General features: G+C 59.4%; 17 protein-coding genes and 1 tRNA gene. 10 read left to right on the forward strand and 8 right to left on the reverse strand.

The window, feature by feature from the left end:
• The first annotated feature begins 337 nt into the window (after positions 1-337).
• A complete protein-coding gene (gene gabP, locus LJX92_RS01570) occupies positions 338-1,729 on the forward strand; it encodes a GABA permease (RefSeq protein ID WP_228309240.1) in 1,392 nt (463 codons plus the stop codon).
• 889 nt (positions 1,730-2,618) lie between these two features.
• Here gabP and LJX92_RS01575 read toward each other — a convergent pair.
• Positions 2,619-3,032 carry a hypothetical protein gene (locus LJX92_RS01575; RefSeq protein WP_005783897.1) on the reverse strand — a complete coding sequence of 138 codons (414 nt, stop codon included), beginning with the start codon at positions 3,030-3,032 and terminating at the stop codon, positions 2,619-2,621.
• Positions 3,033-3,190: 158 nt separating this feature from the next.
• Here LJX92_RS01575 and LJX92_RS01580 point away from each other — a divergent pair, with 158 nt between their 5' ends.
• Together LJX92_RS01580 and LJX92_RS01585 are read left to right on the forward strand one after the other, a co-directional pair.
• The gene (locus tag LJX92_RS01580; RefSeq protein ID WP_228309241.1) at positions 3,191-4,156 is read left to right on the forward strand and encodes an arsenic resistance protein; all 966 of its coding nucleotides are present in this window, start codon (positions 3,191-3,193) and stop codon (positions 4,154-4,156) included.
• A gap of 87 nt (positions 4,157-4,243) precedes the next feature.
• Positions 4,244-5,851 carry a hypothetical protein gene (locus tag LJX92_RS01585; RefSeq protein ID WP_228309242.1) on the forward strand — a complete coding sequence of 536 codons (1,608 nt, stop codon included), beginning with the start codon at positions 4,244-4,246 and terminating at the stop codon, positions 5,849-5,851.
• 22 nt (positions 5,852-5,873) lie between these two features.
• On the opposite strand, the gene LJX92_RS01590 is transcribed toward LJX92_RS01585, so the two are convergent.
• The 7 genes from LJX92_RS01590 to LJX92_RS01620 all read right to left on the reverse strand — a co-directional run bounded on the left by LJX92_RS01590 (position 5,874) and on the right by LJX92_RS01620 (position 12,351).
• Complete coding sequence (locus tag LJX92_RS01590) at positions 5,874-7,034, reverse strand: Fic family protein (RefSeq protein ID WP_032878370.1); 1,161 nt, start codon at positions 7,032-7,034, stop codon at positions 5,874-5,876.
• A 198-nt stretch (positions 7,035-7,232) separates the two neighbouring features.
• Complete coding sequence (locus LJX92_RS01595; protein WP_005783902.1) at positions 7,233-7,904, reverse strand: hypothetical protein; 672 nt, start codon at positions 7,902-7,904, stop codon at positions 7,233-7,235.
• 86 nt (positions 7,905-7,990) lie between these two features.
• Complete coding sequence (locus tag LJX92_RS01600; protein WP_228309243.1) at positions 7,991-8,389, reverse strand: energy transducer TonB; 399 nt, start codon at positions 8,387-8,389, stop codon at positions 7,991-7,993.
• A gap of 227 nt (positions 8,390-8,616) precedes the next feature.
• Positions 8,617-8,692 (reverse strand) — tRNA-Phe (locus LJX92_RS01605).
• A 103-nt stretch (positions 8,693-8,795) separates the two neighbouring features.
• Complete coding sequence (locus LJX92_RS01610) at positions 8,796-9,068, reverse strand: oxidative damage protection protein (RefSeq protein WP_005783905.1); 273 nt, start codon at positions 9,066-9,068, stop codon at positions 8,796-8,798.
• On the reverse strand, positions 9,065-10,132 hold the full coding sequence (mutY, locus tag LJX92_RS01615; protein WP_228309244.1) for an A/G-specific adenine glycosylase: 1,068 nt from the start codon (positions 10,130-10,132) through the stop codon (positions 9,065-9,067). The genes LJX92_RS01610 and mutY overlap by 4 nt, the downstream gene beginning before the upstream one ends.
• Positions 10,129-12,351, reverse strand: coding sequence for an AsmA family protein (locus LJX92_RS01620; RefSeq protein WP_228309245.1), 2,223 nt, complete (start codon positions 12,349-12,351; stop codon positions 10,129-10,131). The genes mutY and LJX92_RS01620 overlap by 4 nt, the downstream gene beginning before the upstream one ends.
• 326 nt (positions 12,352-12,677) lie before the next feature.
• On the opposite strand from LJX92_RS01620, the gene LJX92_RS01625 reads away from it, so the two are divergent.
• The 7 genes from LJX92_RS01625 (at position 12,678) to LJX92_RS01655 (ending at position 18,443) form a co-directional block, all read left to right on the forward strand.
• Positions 12,678-14,339 carry an OFA family MFS transporter gene (locus LJX92_RS01625; RefSeq protein ID WP_005783912.1) on the forward strand — a complete coding sequence of 554 codons (1,662 nt, stop codon included), beginning with the start codon at positions 12,678-12,680 and terminating at the stop codon, positions 14,337-14,339.
• A 232-nt stretch (positions 14,340-14,571) separates the two neighbouring features.
• Entirely contained in the window at positions 14,572-15,168 is a 597-nt protein-coding gene (gene hisB / locus LJX92_RS01630; RefSeq protein ID WP_003187781.1) for an imidazoleglycerol-phosphate dehydratase HisB, read from the forward strand.
• Positions 15,168-15,806, forward strand: coding sequence for an imidazole glycerol phosphate synthase subunit HisH (gene hisH, locus LJX92_RS01635; protein WP_005783914.1), 639 nt, complete (start codon positions 15,168-15,170; stop codon positions 15,804-15,806). Before hisB ends, hisH begins: the two co-directional genes overlap by 1 nt.
• On the forward strand, positions 15,807-16,064 hold the full coding sequence (locus tag LJX92_RS01640) for a DUF2164 domain-containing protein (protein ID WP_032878360.1): 258 nt from the start codon (positions 15,807-15,809) through the stop codon (positions 16,062-16,064). It begins immediately after the preceding gene.
• A gap of 39 nt (positions 16,065-16,103) precedes the next feature.
• Entirely contained in the window at positions 16,104-16,841 is a 738-nt protein-coding gene (gene hisA, locus LJX92_RS01645; RefSeq protein ID WP_046070503.1) for a 1-(5-phosphoribosyl)-5-[(5-phosphoribosylamino)methylideneamino]imidazole-4-carboxamide isomerase, read from the forward strand.
• Positions 16,842-16,850: 9 nt separating this feature from the next.
• Positions 16,851-17,621 carry an imidazole glycerol phosphate synthase subunit HisF gene (gene hisF / locus LJX92_RS01650; protein WP_003171107.1) on the forward strand — a complete coding sequence of 257 codons (771 nt, stop codon included), beginning with the start codon at positions 16,851-16,853 and terminating at the stop codon, positions 17,619-17,621.
• Between the two features lie 66 nt (positions 17,622-17,687).
• Positions 17,688-18,443: a substrate-binding periplasmic protein gene (locus LJX92_RS01655; protein WP_228309246.1), complete on the forward strand. Its 756-nt coding sequence runs from the start codon at positions 17,688-17,690 to the stop codon at positions 18,441-18,443.
• Positions 18,444-18,531: the final 88 nt, after the last annotated feature.

Consider the following 18,531-nt stretch of genomic DNA (forward strand, 5'->3'; position numbering starts at 1 on the left):
GCGATGGTGCCAGCTTTGGCCGGGTGTTGGAAGGGTTAACCGGGCAAACGGTCCATATCAGCCCGTTTATGGGGCGTCACGTACTTTTTATGTGTGTTTTTGGTGCGCCTGATTGGCTTGAAGGTGAGTCGCACGGTAACGCTATAGCGGAATGCCATGATTCTCAAAGACTTGCGAGCGCTGATGAATTGTCCTACAGCCCGCGTCAATGGCGGCTCTGTTACATTTTGGCGCAAATCTTGCGTAAAAAATAAAGAACGCCCTGTTGGATTCTTTTCACGAGAAAGGCTGCAGGCCGGGCGAACCCGTTTTCGCAATTCCTCGCAAAGGTGTGTCAATGAGTAGTACTCAAAGCTCCAATGACCTCGAACAGGGGCTCAAGCCGCGGCATGTCACCATGCTGTCGATTGCCGGCGTAATCGGCGCAGGTTTGTTTGTCGGCTCTGGCCATGCGATTGCTGCCGCCGGCCCCGCCGTGCTGCTGGCCTACGCGGCCGCCGGTACGTTGGTGGTGCTGGTGATGCGGATGCTGGCCGAGATGGCTGTTGCGTCACCCGATACCGGTTCGTTCTCTACCTATGCCGACCGCGCAATTGGTCACTGGGCTGGGTTTACCATTGGTTGGTTGTACTGGTGGTTCTGGGTGCTGGTGATTCCGTTGGAAGCCAACGCGGCGGCGACTATCCTGCACGCCTGGTTCCCCGACGTGGCGATTTGGGTGTTTACCCTGGTCATTACGTTGTTGCTGACTGCAACCAACCTGTTCAGCGTGAAGAACTACGGTGAGTTCGAGTTCTGGTTTGCATTGATTAAAGTCGTGGCCATCGTCGGCTTTGTAATCCTCGGCCTGGCCGCGATTTTCGGCTTTTTGCCCACCAGCCAGGTCAGCGGTGTTTCGCACCTGTTCGATACCCAGGGCTTTATGCCTAATGGGATGGGCGCGGTTCTGGCAGCGATCCTGACCACCATGTTCTCGTTCATGGGCACTGAGATCGTGACCATCGCTGCAGCGGAATCCAAGAACCCCGGCCAGCAAATCACCAAGGCCACCAACTCGGTCATCTGGCGGATTGGTTTGTTCTACCTGCTGTCGATCTTCATTGTCGTGTCGCTGGTGCCTTGGAACGATCCGACCCTGGCCGCCGTAGGTTCCTACCAGACGGTACTTGAGCGCATGGGCATCCCGAATGCCAAGCTGATCGTCGACCTGGTGGTGCTGGTGGCTGTTACCAGTTGCCTCAACTCGGCGCTCTACACCGCCTCGCGTATGTTGTTCTCCCTCGGGCGTCGCGGTGATGCACCAGCGGTGGCCAAGCGCACCAACAAAAGTGGTACGCCTTATTGGGCGGTGTTGCTGTCCACCGGTGCGGCGTTCCTCGCGGTATTTGCCAACTACGTGGCCCCGGCGGCCGTGTTCGAATTCCTGCTGGCCAGCTCCGGCGCCATCGCCTTGCTGGTGTACTTGGTGATCGCTGTGTCGCAACTGCGCATGCGTCAAAAACGTGCGGCGGCGGGCGAGAAGATCGTGTTCAAAATGTGGCTGTTCCCTGGACTGACCTACGCGGTGATGGTGTTTATCGTCGGCACCTTGACCATCATGCTGTTCCAAGAAGCGCACCGGGTCGAGATCATCGCCACCGGGATCCTGAGCTTGCTGGTAGTGCTGGCGGGGTTGTTCGTGGCGAGCCGCCGCAAGGCCCAGAAGGTAGGCGCAGCAGTGCTCAACTGACGGAATGTGGTGCAAATGTGGGAGGGGGCTTGCTCCCGATGGCGGTGTGTCAGTCACTGAGATGTCGAGTGAGACTCTGCCATCGGGAGCAAGCCCCCTCCCACATTTTGATACGCGTCAGTCTGCTGAGGTTGTCAGCGACTGAGATGCTGAGCTTGCAGGAGGTATTGGTAGTGGCGAGCTGCGGCAAGGCCCAGAAATCAGGTGCAGCAGTGCTCAACTGACGGAATGTGATGCAAGTGTGGGAGGGGGCTTGCCCCCGATGCAGTGTGTCAGTCACTGAGATGTCGACTGAGACTCTGCCATCGGGAGCAAGCCCCCTCCCACATTTTGATACGCGTCAGTCTGCTGAGGTTGTCAGCGACTGAGATGCTGAGCTTGCAGGTGGTATTGGTAGTGGCGAGCTGCGGCAAGGCCCAGAAATCAGGCGCAGCAGTGCTCAACTGACGGAATGTGACGCAAATGTGGGAGGGAGCAAGCCCCCTCCCACATTTTGATACGCGTCAGTCTGCTGAGGTTGTCAGCGACTGAGATGCTGAGCTTGCAGGAGGTATTGGTAGTGGCGAGCTGCGGCAAGGCCCGGAAATCAGGCGCAGCAGTGCTCAACTGACGGAATGTGACGCAAATGTGGGAGGGGGCTTGCTCTCGATGCAGTGTGTCAGTCACTGAGATGTCGACTGAGACTCTGCCATCGGGAGCAAGCCCCCTCCCACATTTTGATACGCGTCAGTCTGCTGAGGTTGTCAGCGACTGAGATGCTGAGCTTGCAGGTGGTATTGGTAGTGGCGAGCTGCGACAAGGCCCAGAAATCAGGTGCAGCAGTGCTCAACTGACGGAATGTGGTGCAAATGTGGGAGGGAGCAAGTCCCCTCCCACATTTTGATATGTGTCAGTCTGTTGAGGCTGTCAGCGCCTGGGATGCTGCTACATAGTCCGCCTGGAACTGCGGCGATTCGATCCACGCCAACGCAGCGGCCTCGTCATCGCTGTCAGTGGCCCACTGCCGATATTCAATCAGCGCCGCCAGGATAAAGTCGGTCGCTTCCTCTTCGCCTTCCTGCTCCAGCACCAGCGCCAACAGCGGGTGTGCGAGGAATACCGCGCACAGTGCCTGCTGGCTGATCTCGCCTGCGGTGCGCATCTCGACGAACAGTTCGGTCAAGTCCACCGATTCAAGATCGATGCGGCTGTCGTCGCCGGCGAACGCATCCGGCTTGGCCGCGACGGCGCGCTGGGTGCGGTTTTGCTTGGCCTTGGTCTTTGCCCGCTGGGCGCGTTTTTGCTGCTTGTTCGGCGAAGCCATGGGCTCAACATCCTTGGGTTCTGGATCGGGGTGGAGTATTGAAGCGCAGGTTGGGGCAAATCCCAAGGAAATCCGGGCGGGGTTTGGTCGCTTATCGCGCTCGACCGCCAGGCCATAGATCAATAGGCTATGCCTTTGTCATCTGCCAGAGCGTCTTCATGACCCGCGATGCCCTTGAGCATAACCAGATCCCCTTCTATTTTGTCGCCATCCTGCTGGCCGCTGCCTGTGGTGTGTTCGCGCCTCTAGTGGCTCACGGTTTGAGCGTATTGATCACGCCTGCCATCGCGGTATTGATGTACGCGATGTTCCTGCAGATTCCTTTCCTCGATCTGCGCCAGGGTTTGGGCAATATCCGCTTTGTCTCGGCGTTGTTGCTGGCCAACTTTGTTCTGGTGCCATTGCTGGTGTGGGCGCTGACCCGTGGCCTGCTGGGGCATCCCGCGCTGTTGGTGGGGGCATTACTGGTGTTGTTGACGCCCTGTATTGATTACGTGGTGGTGTTCACCCACATCGGCAAGGGCGATTCGCGGTTGATGCTGGCGGCCACACCGTTGCTGTTGCTGCTGCAGTTGGCACTGCTGCCGGTGTACCTGGGTTTTATGCTGGGCGCACACTCGGGTGTGGTGGTTGAGATCGGCCCGTTTATCGAGGCATTCCTGTTGTTGATCGTGGTGCCGTTGCTGCTGGCTGTGCTGACGGCCTACCTGGCGCGACGATCAAGGCTGGTCGACAAATGGAGCAGTGCGTGGGCTTGGTTGCCGGTGCCGGCGATGGCCCTGGTGCTGTTCGTGGTGATCGGGTCGCAAATCACATCGGTGATGCGCGACTTCGACCTGTTGCTGCCAGTGCTTGCGATCTACCTGGGCTTCGTACTGCTGGCGCCGCTGATGGGGATCCTGGCTGCGCGACTGTTTGCGCTGCCTGCGCCAAGCGCACGGGCGGTGACGTTCAGTGCTTCGACGCGCAACTCGCTGGTGGTATTGCCATTGGCGCTGGCCTTGCCGGAGGACATGCGCGGGTTGGCTGCGGCGGCGGTGATCCTGCAAACCCTCGTCGAGTTGGTGGCCGAGTTAGTCTACGTTCGCCTGATCCCGGCAGTGGTGTGGCCCGCAAGTCTATAAAAGCGTGAATGTTCAGGTTCGTTCAGGCGCTATTCAGGGCAGTGCTCGGCACCATACGCCAGCGCTTCCCACCTGACAGGTCACCCGATGGATCATCGCAACCGTTTTCGCCTGGAGTCCTTGGGCCTCTTTCTGATCGCCCTGTTGTTGTTCACGTTGGGGATCTGGGATCAGCAGCCCCAGGGCTTTGATGGGCGTTGGGCGTTGTTCATGCAGGAAATGTTTCGCCACGGCGCCAGTTTTTTCCCCACCACTTACGGTCAGCCTTACGCGGACTACCCAGGCACTGCGACCTTCTTCAGTTTTGTATTCGCCCGCTGGTTTGATGCGCCGAACCACCTGGCGAATGTGCTGCCCACCGCGCTTGCATCGGCCGGTGTGATCGCACTGATGTACCGCCTGCTGGCGCCGTTCAGTCGCCCATGGGCATTTTTGACGGTGCTGCTGACGCTGCTCACCACCCAGTTGCTCGAAAAATCGCGCTCGGTCTGCCTGGACCAGATGATCGCGCTGCTGTGTGTCGGCAGCTTCTATCTGCTGCACAGTGGCGAGCGCCTGGGGTCGCGGCTGCGGCAATTGGCGGTGTTCCCGTTGTTCGTCCTGGCCTTTGCCATTCGTGGCCCGCTGGGGTTGATCGAGGTGTGTGGGGTGGTGTGCGTGTATTGGGCGCTGGGCAGGCCGGGCGAGCGCGTCCGGCAAGTCCTGATCCACGGCGTTATCGGCCTGGTGCTGCTAGCAGTGTGCTGGTGGCTGCTGATGAAGCTTGCGCGGTTGAGTGGCGGTGATGCCTTTGCTGATGAAGTGTTCAAGATGCAGGTCGGCGGGCGCCTGGATGAGTCCGGTGAGCCGTTCTATTTCTATTTCCAGCTGAGTTTGTACCGTTACTTCCCGGTGGTGCCGCTGGCGTTGGCCACTCTGGTCGCGCTACGCCATCGCTGGCCGGAGCGCTGGGTCGACGGGCAGCTGCAACTGCTGGTGCGCCTCGGGGCGTGTGGCTTGATGATTCTGCTCGGGTTATCGGTGCCGCACTTCAAGCGCGCTTATTACATCTTGCCGATGGTGCCGATGTTTGCGGCTGTTGCGGCCTATGGGCTGCTCCAGGCGCAAGGTTGGCTGTTGGGCGTGCGCCGTTGTTACGAAGGGCTTGTCGCAGCGTTACCGGCGTTGTGCGTGGTTGTGTTGTTTGTGTGTCGGAACGCCTGGCACAAGCAGGGCTATTGGCCGGATATTTCCCTGCCGCTGATGATTGGTGCGTTGGTGGTGTTGCAACTCGCGGCGTTGATTGCCTGGCGCCGGCCGTTGCGTCTGGTATGGCTCAGCGTGATCGCACTGGCGGCGCAATGGTTGCTGCTGGTAGCGGTGATAGAACCGGCCAAGGACCTGCAATTCGACACCCGACGGTTTGTCAGCCAGGTGGAGGCGCTGCGTGAGTCGCAGCCTGGCCCTTTGGTGTTTGTCGACCTGGCCCGGGACACCTGGGCGGTGCGCTACATGATGAACCTGGATCACGATGAGCAGCCACTGTTTGTCGGGCGTCACCAGCTTGAGAAACTGAGTGAGCTGCCCCGGCCATCCTGGGTGATTGTGTCGCGCAAGGAGACTGCGCTGTTGAAGGGCTCGCCGGTGGAGCAATTGGCGCCAAGCTTTGCGGGGCGGTTGAATGACAATCCGTTGATGGTGTTTTTGCTGAAGTGAGGGGGCAACTTGGCGGGCCTCCTCATGGATAAGGTTTGTCCAGCTGCTCAGGGATAAAGCCTTCTTCGCGCAGGGATTTGATAACCCCTCTGATCAAATAATTATTTGAGAACCCGATTGTGTACTGCCGAGCGCCTGGACTGATGGGAAGCAGCATCCCTTGGTCGACCAGTTTTTTTATTTGATAGGTTCTTTGGGCGGCGGACAGTGTCGGTAGAGCGTCAGCGATATCGCCCGACTTGACCACCTTCAGTTGGATCGCCGTGCTCAGAATTTTCTCTTCAAGAGGCGTTATCCATGCGCGGTCTTTCGCCAATGCAATGGTGGGGGCAAGAATGTGCCTGGTCAGGTAGCGGTAGTCCGTCAGCCTGCTGACTTTCTCTAATTCATCTCTAATGCCTGCCAGCACATACGTACACCAAGCCTCAAGGCCTTCCTTGGTGCCTGTGTCAGCGGTGGAAAGCATCGAGTAATACTTTTCGCGGTCGATACAGAAGACTGCCGTCGGATTCAGGACTCGGCCGCCAGCGCTCACGTTGAAGCCGTACTTCATCAACATTGCGTACGTCAGAAGGCGCACGACGCGGCCATTGCCGTTGCCAAATGGGTGGATCCAGCCAAACCGGTGGTGGGCCAGCGCGACTTTCATCAGATCGTACTTGGGGGCATCCTGCTTATTCACAAAGGCGACGAGTTCTTGCATGTAGCCTGGCACCATCACCGCCTCGGGCGGGAGGTGATCGGACTGGGCAATGCTGACCCCGGACTCGCGGTAAGCACCTGGCGTACGATCACCTTCGCGTTGCAGTCCCTGGACGGTGATTGAGTGAAGCTCTCGAATCGCAAACTCCGTGAGATCAGCGCCGGTCTGCATGATGCTTTCGACGTAGTCCATGGCCTTTTCGATATTCGCAATTTCCCGCAACGGATCTGAAGCCTCGGCTGCCCCTTCGACTTTGCTTTCGATGTAGTCGGCCAGTGTCGTGTGGTTGCCCTCGATACGTGCAGAGCCCAGGCTTTCCAGCGTATGAAACAGGGCTTTCAACTGGAAAAAAACAGCAGGCGGTGTATCGCCACCCAGTTGCAGGCGGCGCAGGTGTTCCAGCTCGCTCAGAACATCAACCAGGCCCGAGTCGAACGAGGGGTTCAATAGCTCCAGATCGTGATGAGCAAACTCGGGCATATGGAAAGTATCTCCAATTGATATTTTGATTATCTCGAAAGCAGGCTGATTTGATGCCCGTAGGGAAGGCGTTAGGGGCCTGATGAGGCCCTACACTATCTCAAAAAAACAGTTCGGATAAGTGAAAAATATCCCAAATGAAACTAGGTCCGGTTGGCTTTGGTCAGGGTGCCCAAGCTGTATCCGGACGGGAGCAAGCTATTTGCAGCGATACCCCTCAGGCATCGTCACCGTGTAATTGCGCTGCACGCGGTCCTGGAAGTTCAGGTTCTGCAGGCCCTGCTGCACCAGGAAGGCTTCGACCTTGGCCGCCTGGCAATCGTCGTTATAGGACGATACTCGAAGCACGTACACGGCGCGCCTGCTCGCCTCGTCCCGAGCGGTAGCCCGGAAGGTGGTGAGGGTGGTGTAGCCGGTGCGTTCCGATGTGCCTACCGGGCCATAGGAGGTGTTCGGGGTGCTGGTGCAGGTCAGTTGATCGGTCTTTTTCTTGTTCTTCTTGCACTGTGTGGTGGTGCTGTTTGCTACCTGGCCATACTCGGTAGCGGTGTAGCGGTAAGTGACCTGCTTGCTTTCGACATCAAGGGTGATGGTCATTTTGATCGGTGCATGGTTCTTGGGCAGCGTGGTGTCGGTAAAGACATTGCGAAAGCCCTGGTCCTTCATGGCGCTGACCATGTCGCGCAGGTAGTACCGGGCATTGAGTGCGTTTTCGTCGCTGCCCCCGACAGACGTCACCAGTACGGTTGCCTGGCGGTCGAAGTGATAGTCCGGATCGGGTGTCGCGTTGATCGCTACGTCCATTTGCGTGGCGCATCCACTGAGTAGTGCAGTCAGCAGTAATAGCGAGCAGAGCAAGAGGCGTGTCATGAAAGAAACCTTACAGCTGTGAATTGGGTAAAGGGTGAACGATTGAAGCCAGTGAAAAACAAGCCTCAATCGCTCTGGGGCTTAGCTTAGCCCGCGCAGGATGGGGTCAGGCAAAACACAAAGGGTGCGCGCACCTCGACTTCACCATCCTTGAGAACTGACGGAGGCGGAGCAGGCATTGGCGATGCTGCTGGAAGAGATACCTGCACGGCAGCAACAAAAAGCTCAGAGCCTGAGTGACTGATGACGCGCTGACGCAACAAGTTGCCGTGGGCATCGATGATGAATTCAATATTGACCTGGCCTTCCAGCCCCTGCGCCTGGGCGTTTGCCGGGTAAAATTTGAACAGTTGTATATGGCTTATCAACTGTTGTTCCCATAGCTGCTGTTCTGCCAGTTGCTCTGGGGAAGGGGTTCTTGCGCAGGCGCCAAGCAGCAGGGCAAGTGCGATCCAGCAATACTTCATACATATTTCCTTGAGCATTTTTTGCATCCGTACTATCTGGCGCCACAGAGTATTTCAAATCCAGGCGCTTGGAAGGCTCACTCCCTCGACGGCTTTGCCGATTGACTTGGTCGGTGCCGGTATCCTGATTGCCTGAGTCAAAGCGCTCCTGCTCGGCATCCGGGTCCAGGGTGATCCAGAGCCCATTAAATCGCAGGCAATAAAAAACCCCAAGAAACATTGTTCCTTGGGGTTTTTCGGTATTTTGGTGCCCAGAGACGGAATCGAACCGCCGACACGGGGATTTTCAATCCCCTGCTCTACCGACTGAGCTATCTGGGCAACGGGGCGCATTAAACGGGTTTTTCAGGGGGTCGTCAAGCAAGTTTTCAAAAAATATTTAATTATTACCGTCGCTTACGTGTCGACCCCGGTTTTTGATCAATTATTGAGCAGGTGGCACGTAGCCTTCGGCTTGGGCGTATTCCTCGCCGGAAAAGAACTTGTCCATTTCACCGGCCAGGTATTTGCGGTCTTCGGCGTTCATCATGTTCAGGCGTTTTTCGTTGATCAGCAGGGTCTGGTGTTTCAGCCAGTCACCCCAGGCTTTGGCGGAGACATGGTCGTAGATGTCCTGGCCCTTGGCACCTGGGTACGGAGGGCGTTCCAGGGCTGGCAGTTCTTCTTTGTACTTGCGGCAGATAACGGTGCGGGTCATGACGAAACTCCTGCGTTCAATACGTCGGCCGCGCGCTTCAGCAGTTTTTTCACCGGGGCGGCAAGGCCCAGGCGCGGCGGGGTGGCGAGGTTATACCAAAGCCAGTCGGCCTCGGCCACGTGATGGGCGGATTCCTCGACCTGGACCAGCCAGGGTTCGATGGACAGTTGGAAGTGGCTGAAGGTGTGGATCAGCCCCGGCAGTTCCTGATGCTTGCCCAGCGCGAGTGCGTGCTGGTTGGCGAGGTGGTCGAGGTCGCTCAGGTCATCCAGCTCGGGCAAGCTCCACAAACCGCCCCACAGGCCCGTGGAAGGGCGACGGTAAAGCAGGATCGCGCCCTCGGCGTTCGCCAGCATGGGCATCAGCGTGCGCTTTTGCGGGATGGTCTTGCGTGGCTTGGGGATCGGGTAACGCGTCTCCAGGCCGAGCATGTGGGCTTCGCAGCCTTTTTCCAGCGGGCACAGCAAGCAACTGGGCTTGCTGCGGGTGCAGAGCGTGGCGCCCATGTCCATCATCGCCTGGGTGTAGGCGTTGACGCGCTCAAAGGGTGTAAAGCGCTCTGCGGTGGCCCACAGTTGTTTGGCCACCTTTGGCTCGCCCGGGTAGCCCTCCTGCGCGGTAAAGCGTGCCAGCACGCGCTTGACGTTGCCATCGAGGATCGGCGCGCGCAGGCCCATGCTCAGGCTGGCTATCGCACCGGCAGTCGATAGGCCGATGCCCGGCAGTTCGGTGAGCTTTTCGACGTCGCGGGGGAATTCGCCGCCGTATTCGGCCACCACGATCCTGGCGGTCTTCTGCAGGTTGCGCGCCCGGGTGTAGTAGCCCAGGCCGGTCCACAGGTGCAGCACTTCGTCTTCCGGTGCGGCGGCCAGGGCTTCGACCGTCGGCAGGGATGCCATGAACCGGTCGAAGTAATTGAGCACAGTGCTCACCTGGGTCTGTTGCAGCATGATCTCCGACACCCACACCCGGTACGGGGTGATGCCCTGTTGCCAGGGCAGGTCATGGCGGCCGTGGCGGTCGTACCAATCCAGCACCGCCTCTGAAAACTGCTCGTTTCTCATCGGTTGAACAGGCCTTTCAGTGCGTCTTTGAGCTTGGGATTAACCTTGTCGAGCTTCTCTTCCAGCTTCTCGTTCAGGCGATTGCCGGCAGCCTTGAGGGCGACCTGGCCCAGGCCGTCCTTGTCCAGGCGGCAGGCCTTGGCGCCAAGCTCCAGCGGGCCACGGCAGCGCAATGGCACCTCAATACCCTGGAAATTGGCGCCGACCTGGCAGGCCGGGTCCGGCACCTCGCGCTTGTCGCCTTCGACAATGATGCCGACGCGGTAGTCCATGCCCAGCACGCGCAAGTCGACATCGCCGTTGCCATTGACCGTCAGCCCTGGGATACGCACTTTCAGGTCGGGGTTGCTGGCCACGCCGTTACGCAACGTCAGGTTGCCGCGCAGTTCCTGGAAGGGGGTGTCCTTACCCGGTGGCGTGCTGGCCAGGGTCTTGCGGTTGAGCAGGGCGATACCGGTGCAGACTTGTTGCTCGATATTGGCGTTGAGCAACACACCGTTATTGATCACAAAGCTGGCGGTGCCGTTGAGGCTGTCGATCAACGCCTTCTGGCTGTTGCCACGCCCGGTCAGGTTGCTGTCCAGGGTGACCTGGCCTTTGACCGGCGGGTTTTTCCCTTGGGCCTGCAGGATTTTCTCAACCGGTACTTGCTTGATATGGGTTTGCATGGCCAGAAGCGGGAGATCCTGGCGCACATCGAGCGTGCCATTGGCCTGGAAGGTACCGTTGTAGAGACCGCCGCTCAGGGTGTCGAGCTTGAGCTGGCCGTCGATGCCGGAGGCTTTCAGCGCCGCGTTCTGGATCGGCAGCTGGCTCAGGGTCAATTGGCCGAACGCAAGGTCGGCGTCGATATCCAGGCTGCGCAGGCGGGTCAGCGGCAGCAGCTTGTCGGTGCTCCAGGCGCCTTTGGTCGGGGCGTCCGGCAGTGGCGTGTTGCCGCCGGCTGCCATCGCACCGGCCTCGCTGTTCTGCACTTCGGCCTGGCGAGCGGCGGTTGCGCCTTTGGCGGCTTCTGATTTGGCCGGCAAGTAGTTGTCGGCATTGAAGGTATCGGCCTTGAGCTGTACGCGCAGGGACTGCTTGGCGAAATCATCGACAGCGACACGGCCGCTGAAGGTGCTTTCGTCGAGTTTCAGGTTCAGGTTTTCCAGGGCGACGCTGGTGGGCGTGCCCTTGAGGCGACTCACCAGCTCGACCTTGCTCAGGCTGCCTGGGGCCATGGCCGGCAGCGGGTGGCCGACGCTCTCAAGGAACTTGGCCAGATCGAACTGGGCCACAGACAACGCACCACTGACCTGCGGGGTCTTGTCCAGGTCGTTGACCTTCAGTTCGCCCAAGGCGCGCAACTGGTTGGCCGACAGTTTCAGGTTGGTCCATTCGGCGACGTTGGCCGCCAGATCCACCAACAATTGGCCCTGGGTGGAGAAACTCACGGTCTTGCCTTGCAGCGGCTCGCCGGTGGCTTCGCCGCTCAGGCGCATGTCTTCGAACTGGTAGCGCTTGAGGGCACGCTGGATGCGCAAGTTGCCGTTCAGCTCGGTCTTGACGCGCATCAGTGGCTGGTTGCTGCCCAGGAACGCGGTGAGTTTGAGCGGAATGCTGGCGCCCTCGTGGATGGCCCCGGCGCTCAACTGGATGCTCTCGGCACTCAATTGCTTGCCGGTCTGTTCATCGGTGTATTCCACGCGAGCGTTGTTGATGGTCAGGCTGTCGATGTCCAGGCGGATCGGTTGTGGCGGTTTCTCCGGCTTGGTTTCAGCCACCGGTTCCACTGGCGCAGGCGCGGCTGCGGGGGCCTCGGCAGTCGCATCGGGTACGTTCTTGCCGATGTCTTCCCAGTTGCCATGGCCCTGCTTGTCGCGGTTCAGGCGCAGGTTCAGGCCCTCCACACGCACATCGCTCATCTGCACTTCGCGGCGCAGCAGCGGCAGTACGCGTACCGACAGGCCCAGCATCTGCAAATCGGCGAAAGGTTGAGTCGGTGCGGTCAGGGTCGCGACGCTGGCCTCGTGCAACTCCAGGCCCAGCCAGGGGAACAGGCTCCAGCCGATATCGCCATTGAGCGTCAGCTCGATGTGGGCCTTGTCGCGGGCTATCTGGCGAATTTCTTCTTTGTAGTCGTTGGGATCGAAGAGGTGGGTCAGGGCAAAGCCGAGCGCCACAATGATCAGCAACAGCCCGAGAAGTACCAGACCCAGGATTTTGCCGAACGCTTTCATGGGCGAGTCCTTGTATGTCGATTTCAAAATTTAGCCGAAGAGTATAACGCCCGACGGCCTGCGTCAGTTCACGGATCGTTACATTGTATCCAGGGGCTCGGAAATGGGATTTTGACGTCAGAAAAGTACAGATAATCCAAAAAAGGTAGTGGCAGTTTGATTTTTCTGTCATCCACTGATGCTAATCTCTGCACGTTCGTCCGCCTTCTGCGACGTATCGTCGCGCTTTAAATGGAGCTTCACTCAAAAAAACGGCCACGCTTTGCGTGCAAGGCCGAGGAGGAGAGCGCCTGACGGACGCATACCAATAACTGGGGGAAACACCAATGAGCACTAGCACTGTGGCCGGCACCGCCGCCGCACAGCCTGCGTTCCTGTCCAAGGAGCGCATCATCGCCAAGCCGGGGTTCAACCGCTGGCTGGTTCCACCGGCCGCCCTGGCCATCCACCTGTGCATCGGCATGGCCTACGGCTTCTCGGTGTTTTGGCTGCCGTTGTCCAAAGCGCTGGGTATCACCGCACCGGTCGCCTGCGCGCCAGACATGAGCTTTATCGCCCAGGTCTTCTCGTCCCAATGCGACTGGCCCATCTCCATGCTGGGCTGGATCTACACCTTGTTCTTCATCTTTCTGGGCTGCTCGGCCGCGATCTGGGGCGGCTGGCTCGAACATGCCGGGCCACGCAAGGCCGGTGTGGTCTCGGCGTTGTGCTGGTGCGGTGGCCTGCTGATCTCGGCGCTGGGCATCTATACCCACCAGATCTGGCTGATGTGGATCGGCTCCGGTGTCATTGGCGGTATCGGCCTGGGCCTGGGCTATATCTCGCCCGTTTCGACCTTGATCAAGTGGTTCCCGGACAAGCGCGGCATGGCTACCGGCATGGCGATCATGGGCTTTGGCGGCGGCGCGATGGTGGGTGCGCCCCTGGCTGCGGCACTGATGGGCCATTTCTCTTCGCCGACCAGCGTAGGTGTATGGCAGAGCTTTGTGGTCATGGCGGCGATTTACTTCGTGTTCATGATCGGTGGCGCACTGCTGTATCGCGTTCCGCCGACCGGCTGGAAGCCTGAGGGCTGGACCGCGCCGGCGAAAAAAGCCAGCAATGCGATGATCACTCATCGCCACGTGCATGTGAATGTCGCCTGGAAAACCCCGCAATTCCGCCTGGTATGGCTGGTGTTGTGCCTGAACGTATCGGCCGGTATCGGTATCCTCGGCATGGCCTCGCCACTGTTGCAGGAAGTGTTCGGCGGCAAGTTGCTGGGTGTCGATGTGCCATTTGGCCAGCTGGATGCCGGTCAGCTTGCCTCCATTGCAGCCATTGCCGCTGGTTTTACCGGCCTGTTGAGCCTGTTCAACATCGGTGGCCGGTTCTTCTGGGCGTCGTTCTCCGACTACCTGGGACGTAAGAATACCTACTTTGTGTTCTTCGCCCTGGGCTTTGCCCTGTACGCGCTGATCCCGAACCTGGGGCATCTGGGCAACGTGGCGCTGTTCGTGGCGGCGTTCTGCATCATCCTGTCGATGTACGGCGGTGGTTTTGCGACGGTCCCGGCTTACCTGGCCGACTTGTTCGGTACCCAGATGGTCGGTGCTATTCACGGTCGCCTGTTGACCGCCTGGGCTGCTGCGGGCGTGTTGGGGCCGGTACTGGTGAACTACCTGCGTGAATATCAGCTGAGCATCGGCGTTGAACGCGCCGCGGCGTATGACATCACCTTGTACATCCTTGCCGGTCTGCTGGTGCTGGGTTTCATCTGCAACCTGCTGGTACGCCCGGTGGCCGACAAGTACTTCATGACCGATGCCGAACTGGCCGCCGAACAGGCGCTCGGGCATGACAAGGGTGCCGATGCGTCCACCGTGCTGGAGTGGAAGGCCTCCGCCGCCAGCAAGCCGTTGGCGATCGCCGCCTGGCTGGTGGTGGGTATTCCGTTGGCGTGGGGTGTGTGGGTGACCCTGCAGAAGACCGCAGTACTGTTCCACTAACACTGCAAAACCCTTGTGGGAGGGGGCTTGCTCCCGATGGCGGCGCATCAGTCAGTGCATTGTTGACTGATCTACCGCTATCGGGAGCAAGCCCCCTCCCACATTGGTTATGCATGTATGCACATGTCTAACCCCGACACGCCGTCAGTCTTATCCCCTTCGATGTTTCTGTTTGGCGCCCGCGCCCCTATAATGGCTGCCTTTTTCGCCCAATGATTTTGCGGAGCTGGTGATGGCCGAACGTAAGGCGTCTGTCGAGCGCGACACTCTGGAAACCCAGATCAAAGCCTCGATCAACCTGGATGGCACCGGAAAGGCCCGATTTGATATCGGTGTCCCTTTTCTTGAGCACATGCTGGACCAGATCGCCCGTCATGGGCTGATCGACCTGGATATCGTCGGCAAGGGCGACCTGCACATCGACGACCACCACATGGTGGAAGACGTGGGCATAACCCTCGGCCAGGCATTTGCCAAGGCCATCGGCGACAAGAAAGGCATCCGTCGCTACGGTCATGCCTATGTTCCGCTGGATGAAGCGCTGTCGCGTGTGGTGATCGACTTCTCCGGCCGCCCAGGCCTGCAGATGCACGTGCCCTACACCCGCGCCAACGTGGGCCGTGGCTTTGATGTGGACCTGTTCCAGGAATTCTTCCAGGGCTTCGTCAACCACGCACTGGTCAGCCTGCATATCGACAACCTGCGCGGCACCAACACCCACCACCAGATCGAAACCGTATTCAAGGCTTTCGGCCGCGCGTTGCGCATGGCTGTGGAAGTCGATGAGCGCATGGGCGGGCAAATGCCGTCGACCAAGGGCGTCCTGTAATGCAGACGGTCGCGGTTATCGACTACGGCATGGGCAACCTGCACTCGGTGGCCAAGGCCCTCGAGCACGTAGGCGCCGGCAAGGTGCTGATCACCAGCGATGCCAACGTGATTCGCGAAGCCGACAGAGTGGTGTTCCCAGGCGTCGGTGCGATTCGTGATTGCATGGCCGAAATCCGCCGCCTGGGCTTTGACAGCCTGGTGCGCGAGGTCAGCCAGGATCGTCCATTCCTCGGTATCTGCGTCGGCATGCAAGCCTTGCTCGACAGCAGTGAGGAGAACGGCGGCGTCGATTGCATCGGTATGTTTCCCGGCCAGGTGAAGTTCTTCGGCAAAGACTTGCATGAAGACGGTGAGCATTTGAAGGTCCCGCACATGGGCTGGAACGAGGTGCGCCGCACCGTCGACCACCCGCTGTGGCACGAAATCCCGGACATGGCGCGTTTCTACTTCGTGCACAGCTACTACATCGCTGCCGGTAACCCGCGCCAGGTGGTGGGTGGCGGGCACTATGGTGTCGACTTCGCCGCAGCGCTGGCCGAAGGTTCGCGTTTTGCCGTGCAATTCCACCCGGAAAAGAGCCATACCCATGGCCTGCAATTGCTGCAGAACTTCGCCGCGTGGGATGGTCGCTGGTAAATGGCCAGGAAACCGAAGCCGCCGATCTTGAACCTCACGCCCGAGCAGGAGCGTGAGGCAACCGACAAGATCAAGCGTTTCATGGAAGACCGCTTCGAGCTCAAGCTGGGCTCGTTCGAGGTCGCCGAGATTCTTGAGCTGTTCACCACCGAAGTGGCACCGCACTATTACAACAGGGCGATTTTCGACACGCAGACGCTCCTTAAGGAAAGGTTCGAAAGCATCGAAAGCGACTTGTGGTCGCTTGAGAAGCCCTGATTTCCCAAGCATTGCTGAATATCGAATAAGGTTTGCCAGATGCTGATTATCCCCGCTATCGATCTCAAGGACGGCGCTTGTGTACGCCTGCGCCAGGGCCGCATGGAAGATTCCACGGTGTTCTCCGACGACCCGGTGAGCATGGCCGCCAAATGGGTGGAAGGTGGCTGCCGTCGTTTGCATCTGGTGGACTTGAACGGTGCCTTCGAAGGCCAGCCGGTCAATGGTGAGGTGGTCACCGCGATTGCCAAGCGCTACCCGAACCTGCCGATCCAGATCGGCGGCGGCATTCGCTCCCTGGAAACCATCGAGCACTACGTTAAAGCGGGCGTGAGCTACGTGATCATCGGCACCAAGGCCGTGAAAGACCCGGCCTTCGTCGCCGAAGCCTGCCGTGCGTTCCCTGGCAAGGTCATCGTTGGTCTGGATGCCAAAGACGGCTTCGTGGCTACCGACGGCTGGGCTGAGATCAGCACCGTGCAGGTGATCGACCTGGCCAAGCAGTTCGAAGCCGACGGCGTGTCCGCCATTGTTTATACCGATATCGCCAAAGACGGCATGATGCAGGGCTGCAATGTGCCGTTCACCGCAGCCCTGGCAGCGGCCACGAAGATTCCGGTGATCGCTTCCGGCGGCATTCACAACCTGGGTGACATCAAGTCGCTGCTGGACGCCAAGGCGCCTGGCATCATCGGCGCCATCACTGGCCGTGCGATTTACGAAGGCACCCTGGACGTTGCGCAAGCCCAGGCTTACTGCGACGCCTACAACGGCTGAGGACTGACCATGGCGCTGGCCAAACGCATCATCCCTTGCCTGGACGTCGACAACGGTCGCGTGGTCAAGGGCGTCAAGTTCGAGAATATCCGCGATGCCGGCGACCCGGTGGAAATCGCCCGTCGCTACGATGAGCAAGGTGCCGACGAGATTACCTTTCTCGACATTACCGCCAGCGTCGATGGCCGCGACACCACATTGCATACCGTCGAGCGCATGGCCAGCCAGGTGTTTATTCCGCTGACCGTGGGCGGTGGCGTGCGCACTGTGCAAGACATCCGCAACCTGCTCAATGCCGGCGCGGACAAGGTCTCGATCAATACTGCCGCGGTATTCAACCCCGAGTTCGTTGGTGAAGCCGCGCAACACTTTGGCTCGCAGTGCATCGTGGTTGCCATCGACGCCAAGAAGGTCTCCGGCCCGGGCGAAACCCCGCGCTGGGAGATCTTCACCCACGGCGGGCGCAAACCTACCGGGCTGGACGCGGTGGAGTGGGCGATGAAGATGGAAGGCCTGGGCGCCGGTGAAATCCTGCTGACCAGCATGGACCAGGACGGCATGAAAAACGGCTTCGACCTGGGCGTGACGCGCGCCATCAGCGATGCACTGGGTATTCCGGTGATCGCTTCCGGTGGCGTCGGTAACCTGCAGCATTTGGCCGACGGTGTTATCGAAGGCCATGCCAGCGCAGTGCTGGCGGCGAGTATTTTCCACTTTGGTGAATACACCGTACCCGAGGCCAAGGCCTACATGGCAGCGCGCGGTATCGTCGTTCGCTAAACGCTGCTGGACACCATGGCAGGCTCGCGGCACTCTCTGCGCTTGCCATGGATTCCGGTAGCCTTCATGTTCAAACACCTGCTGCTCGCCCTTGCCAGTACCTCGCTGCTCATGGCTGGTACGGCCCAAGCCGAAGAGCCGTCTGACGCCTCTCTGGTGCTGCTGACGGAAAATTTCCCGCCCTACAACATGGCGAAAAACGGCAAGAACTTCGCCAAGGACGAGAACATCGAAGGCATCGCCGTGGACATTGTGCGCGAAACCTTCCAGCGCGCCGGCATTTCCTACAACCTTACGTTGCGTTTTCCTTGGGAGCGAATCTACAAACTCGCCCTGGAAAAGCCTGGTTACGGTGTATTTGTGATGGCGCGGCTGCCGGACCGTGAAGCCTTGTTCAAATGGGTCGGCCCCATCGGGCCGGACGATTGGGTATTACTGGCCAAGGCCGACAGCACAATCCAGTTCAACGATCTTGAGCACGCCCGCCGCTACAAGATCGGTGCTTACAAGGGCGATGCGATTGCGGAAACCTTGGGGAAACAGGGGCTTAACCCGGTTGTCGCTCTGCGCGATCAGGACAATGCGCAAAAGCTCATGGACGGCCAGATCGACCTGTGGGCCACCGGCGATCCCGCCGGGCGTTACCTGGCGCGCCAGGTTGGTGTGAGCGGGCTCAAGACGGTGTTGCGGTTCAACAGTGCGCAGCTTTATTTGGCGTTGAACAGGGAAGTGCCTGATGAGGTGGTCGCCAAGCTCCAGGCGGCGCTGGATGAGTTACGCAAGAGCGGTCGTGTAGACGAAATCATGGCGCGTTACCTCTGAAGTTGGCAGTTGCGCAGAATAAACGCGGTCAAAATGTGGAAGGGGGCTTGCCCCCGCTAGCAGTAGATCAGCCAGTACATTTTCAGCT

The sequence above is a fragment of the Pseudomonas sp. HN8-3 genome (assembly GCF_020790195.1).
GTDB classification, from domain to species: domain Bacteria; phylum Pseudomonadota; class Gammaproteobacteria; order Pseudomonadales; family Pseudomonadaceae; genus Aquipseudomonas; species Aquipseudomonas synxantha_A.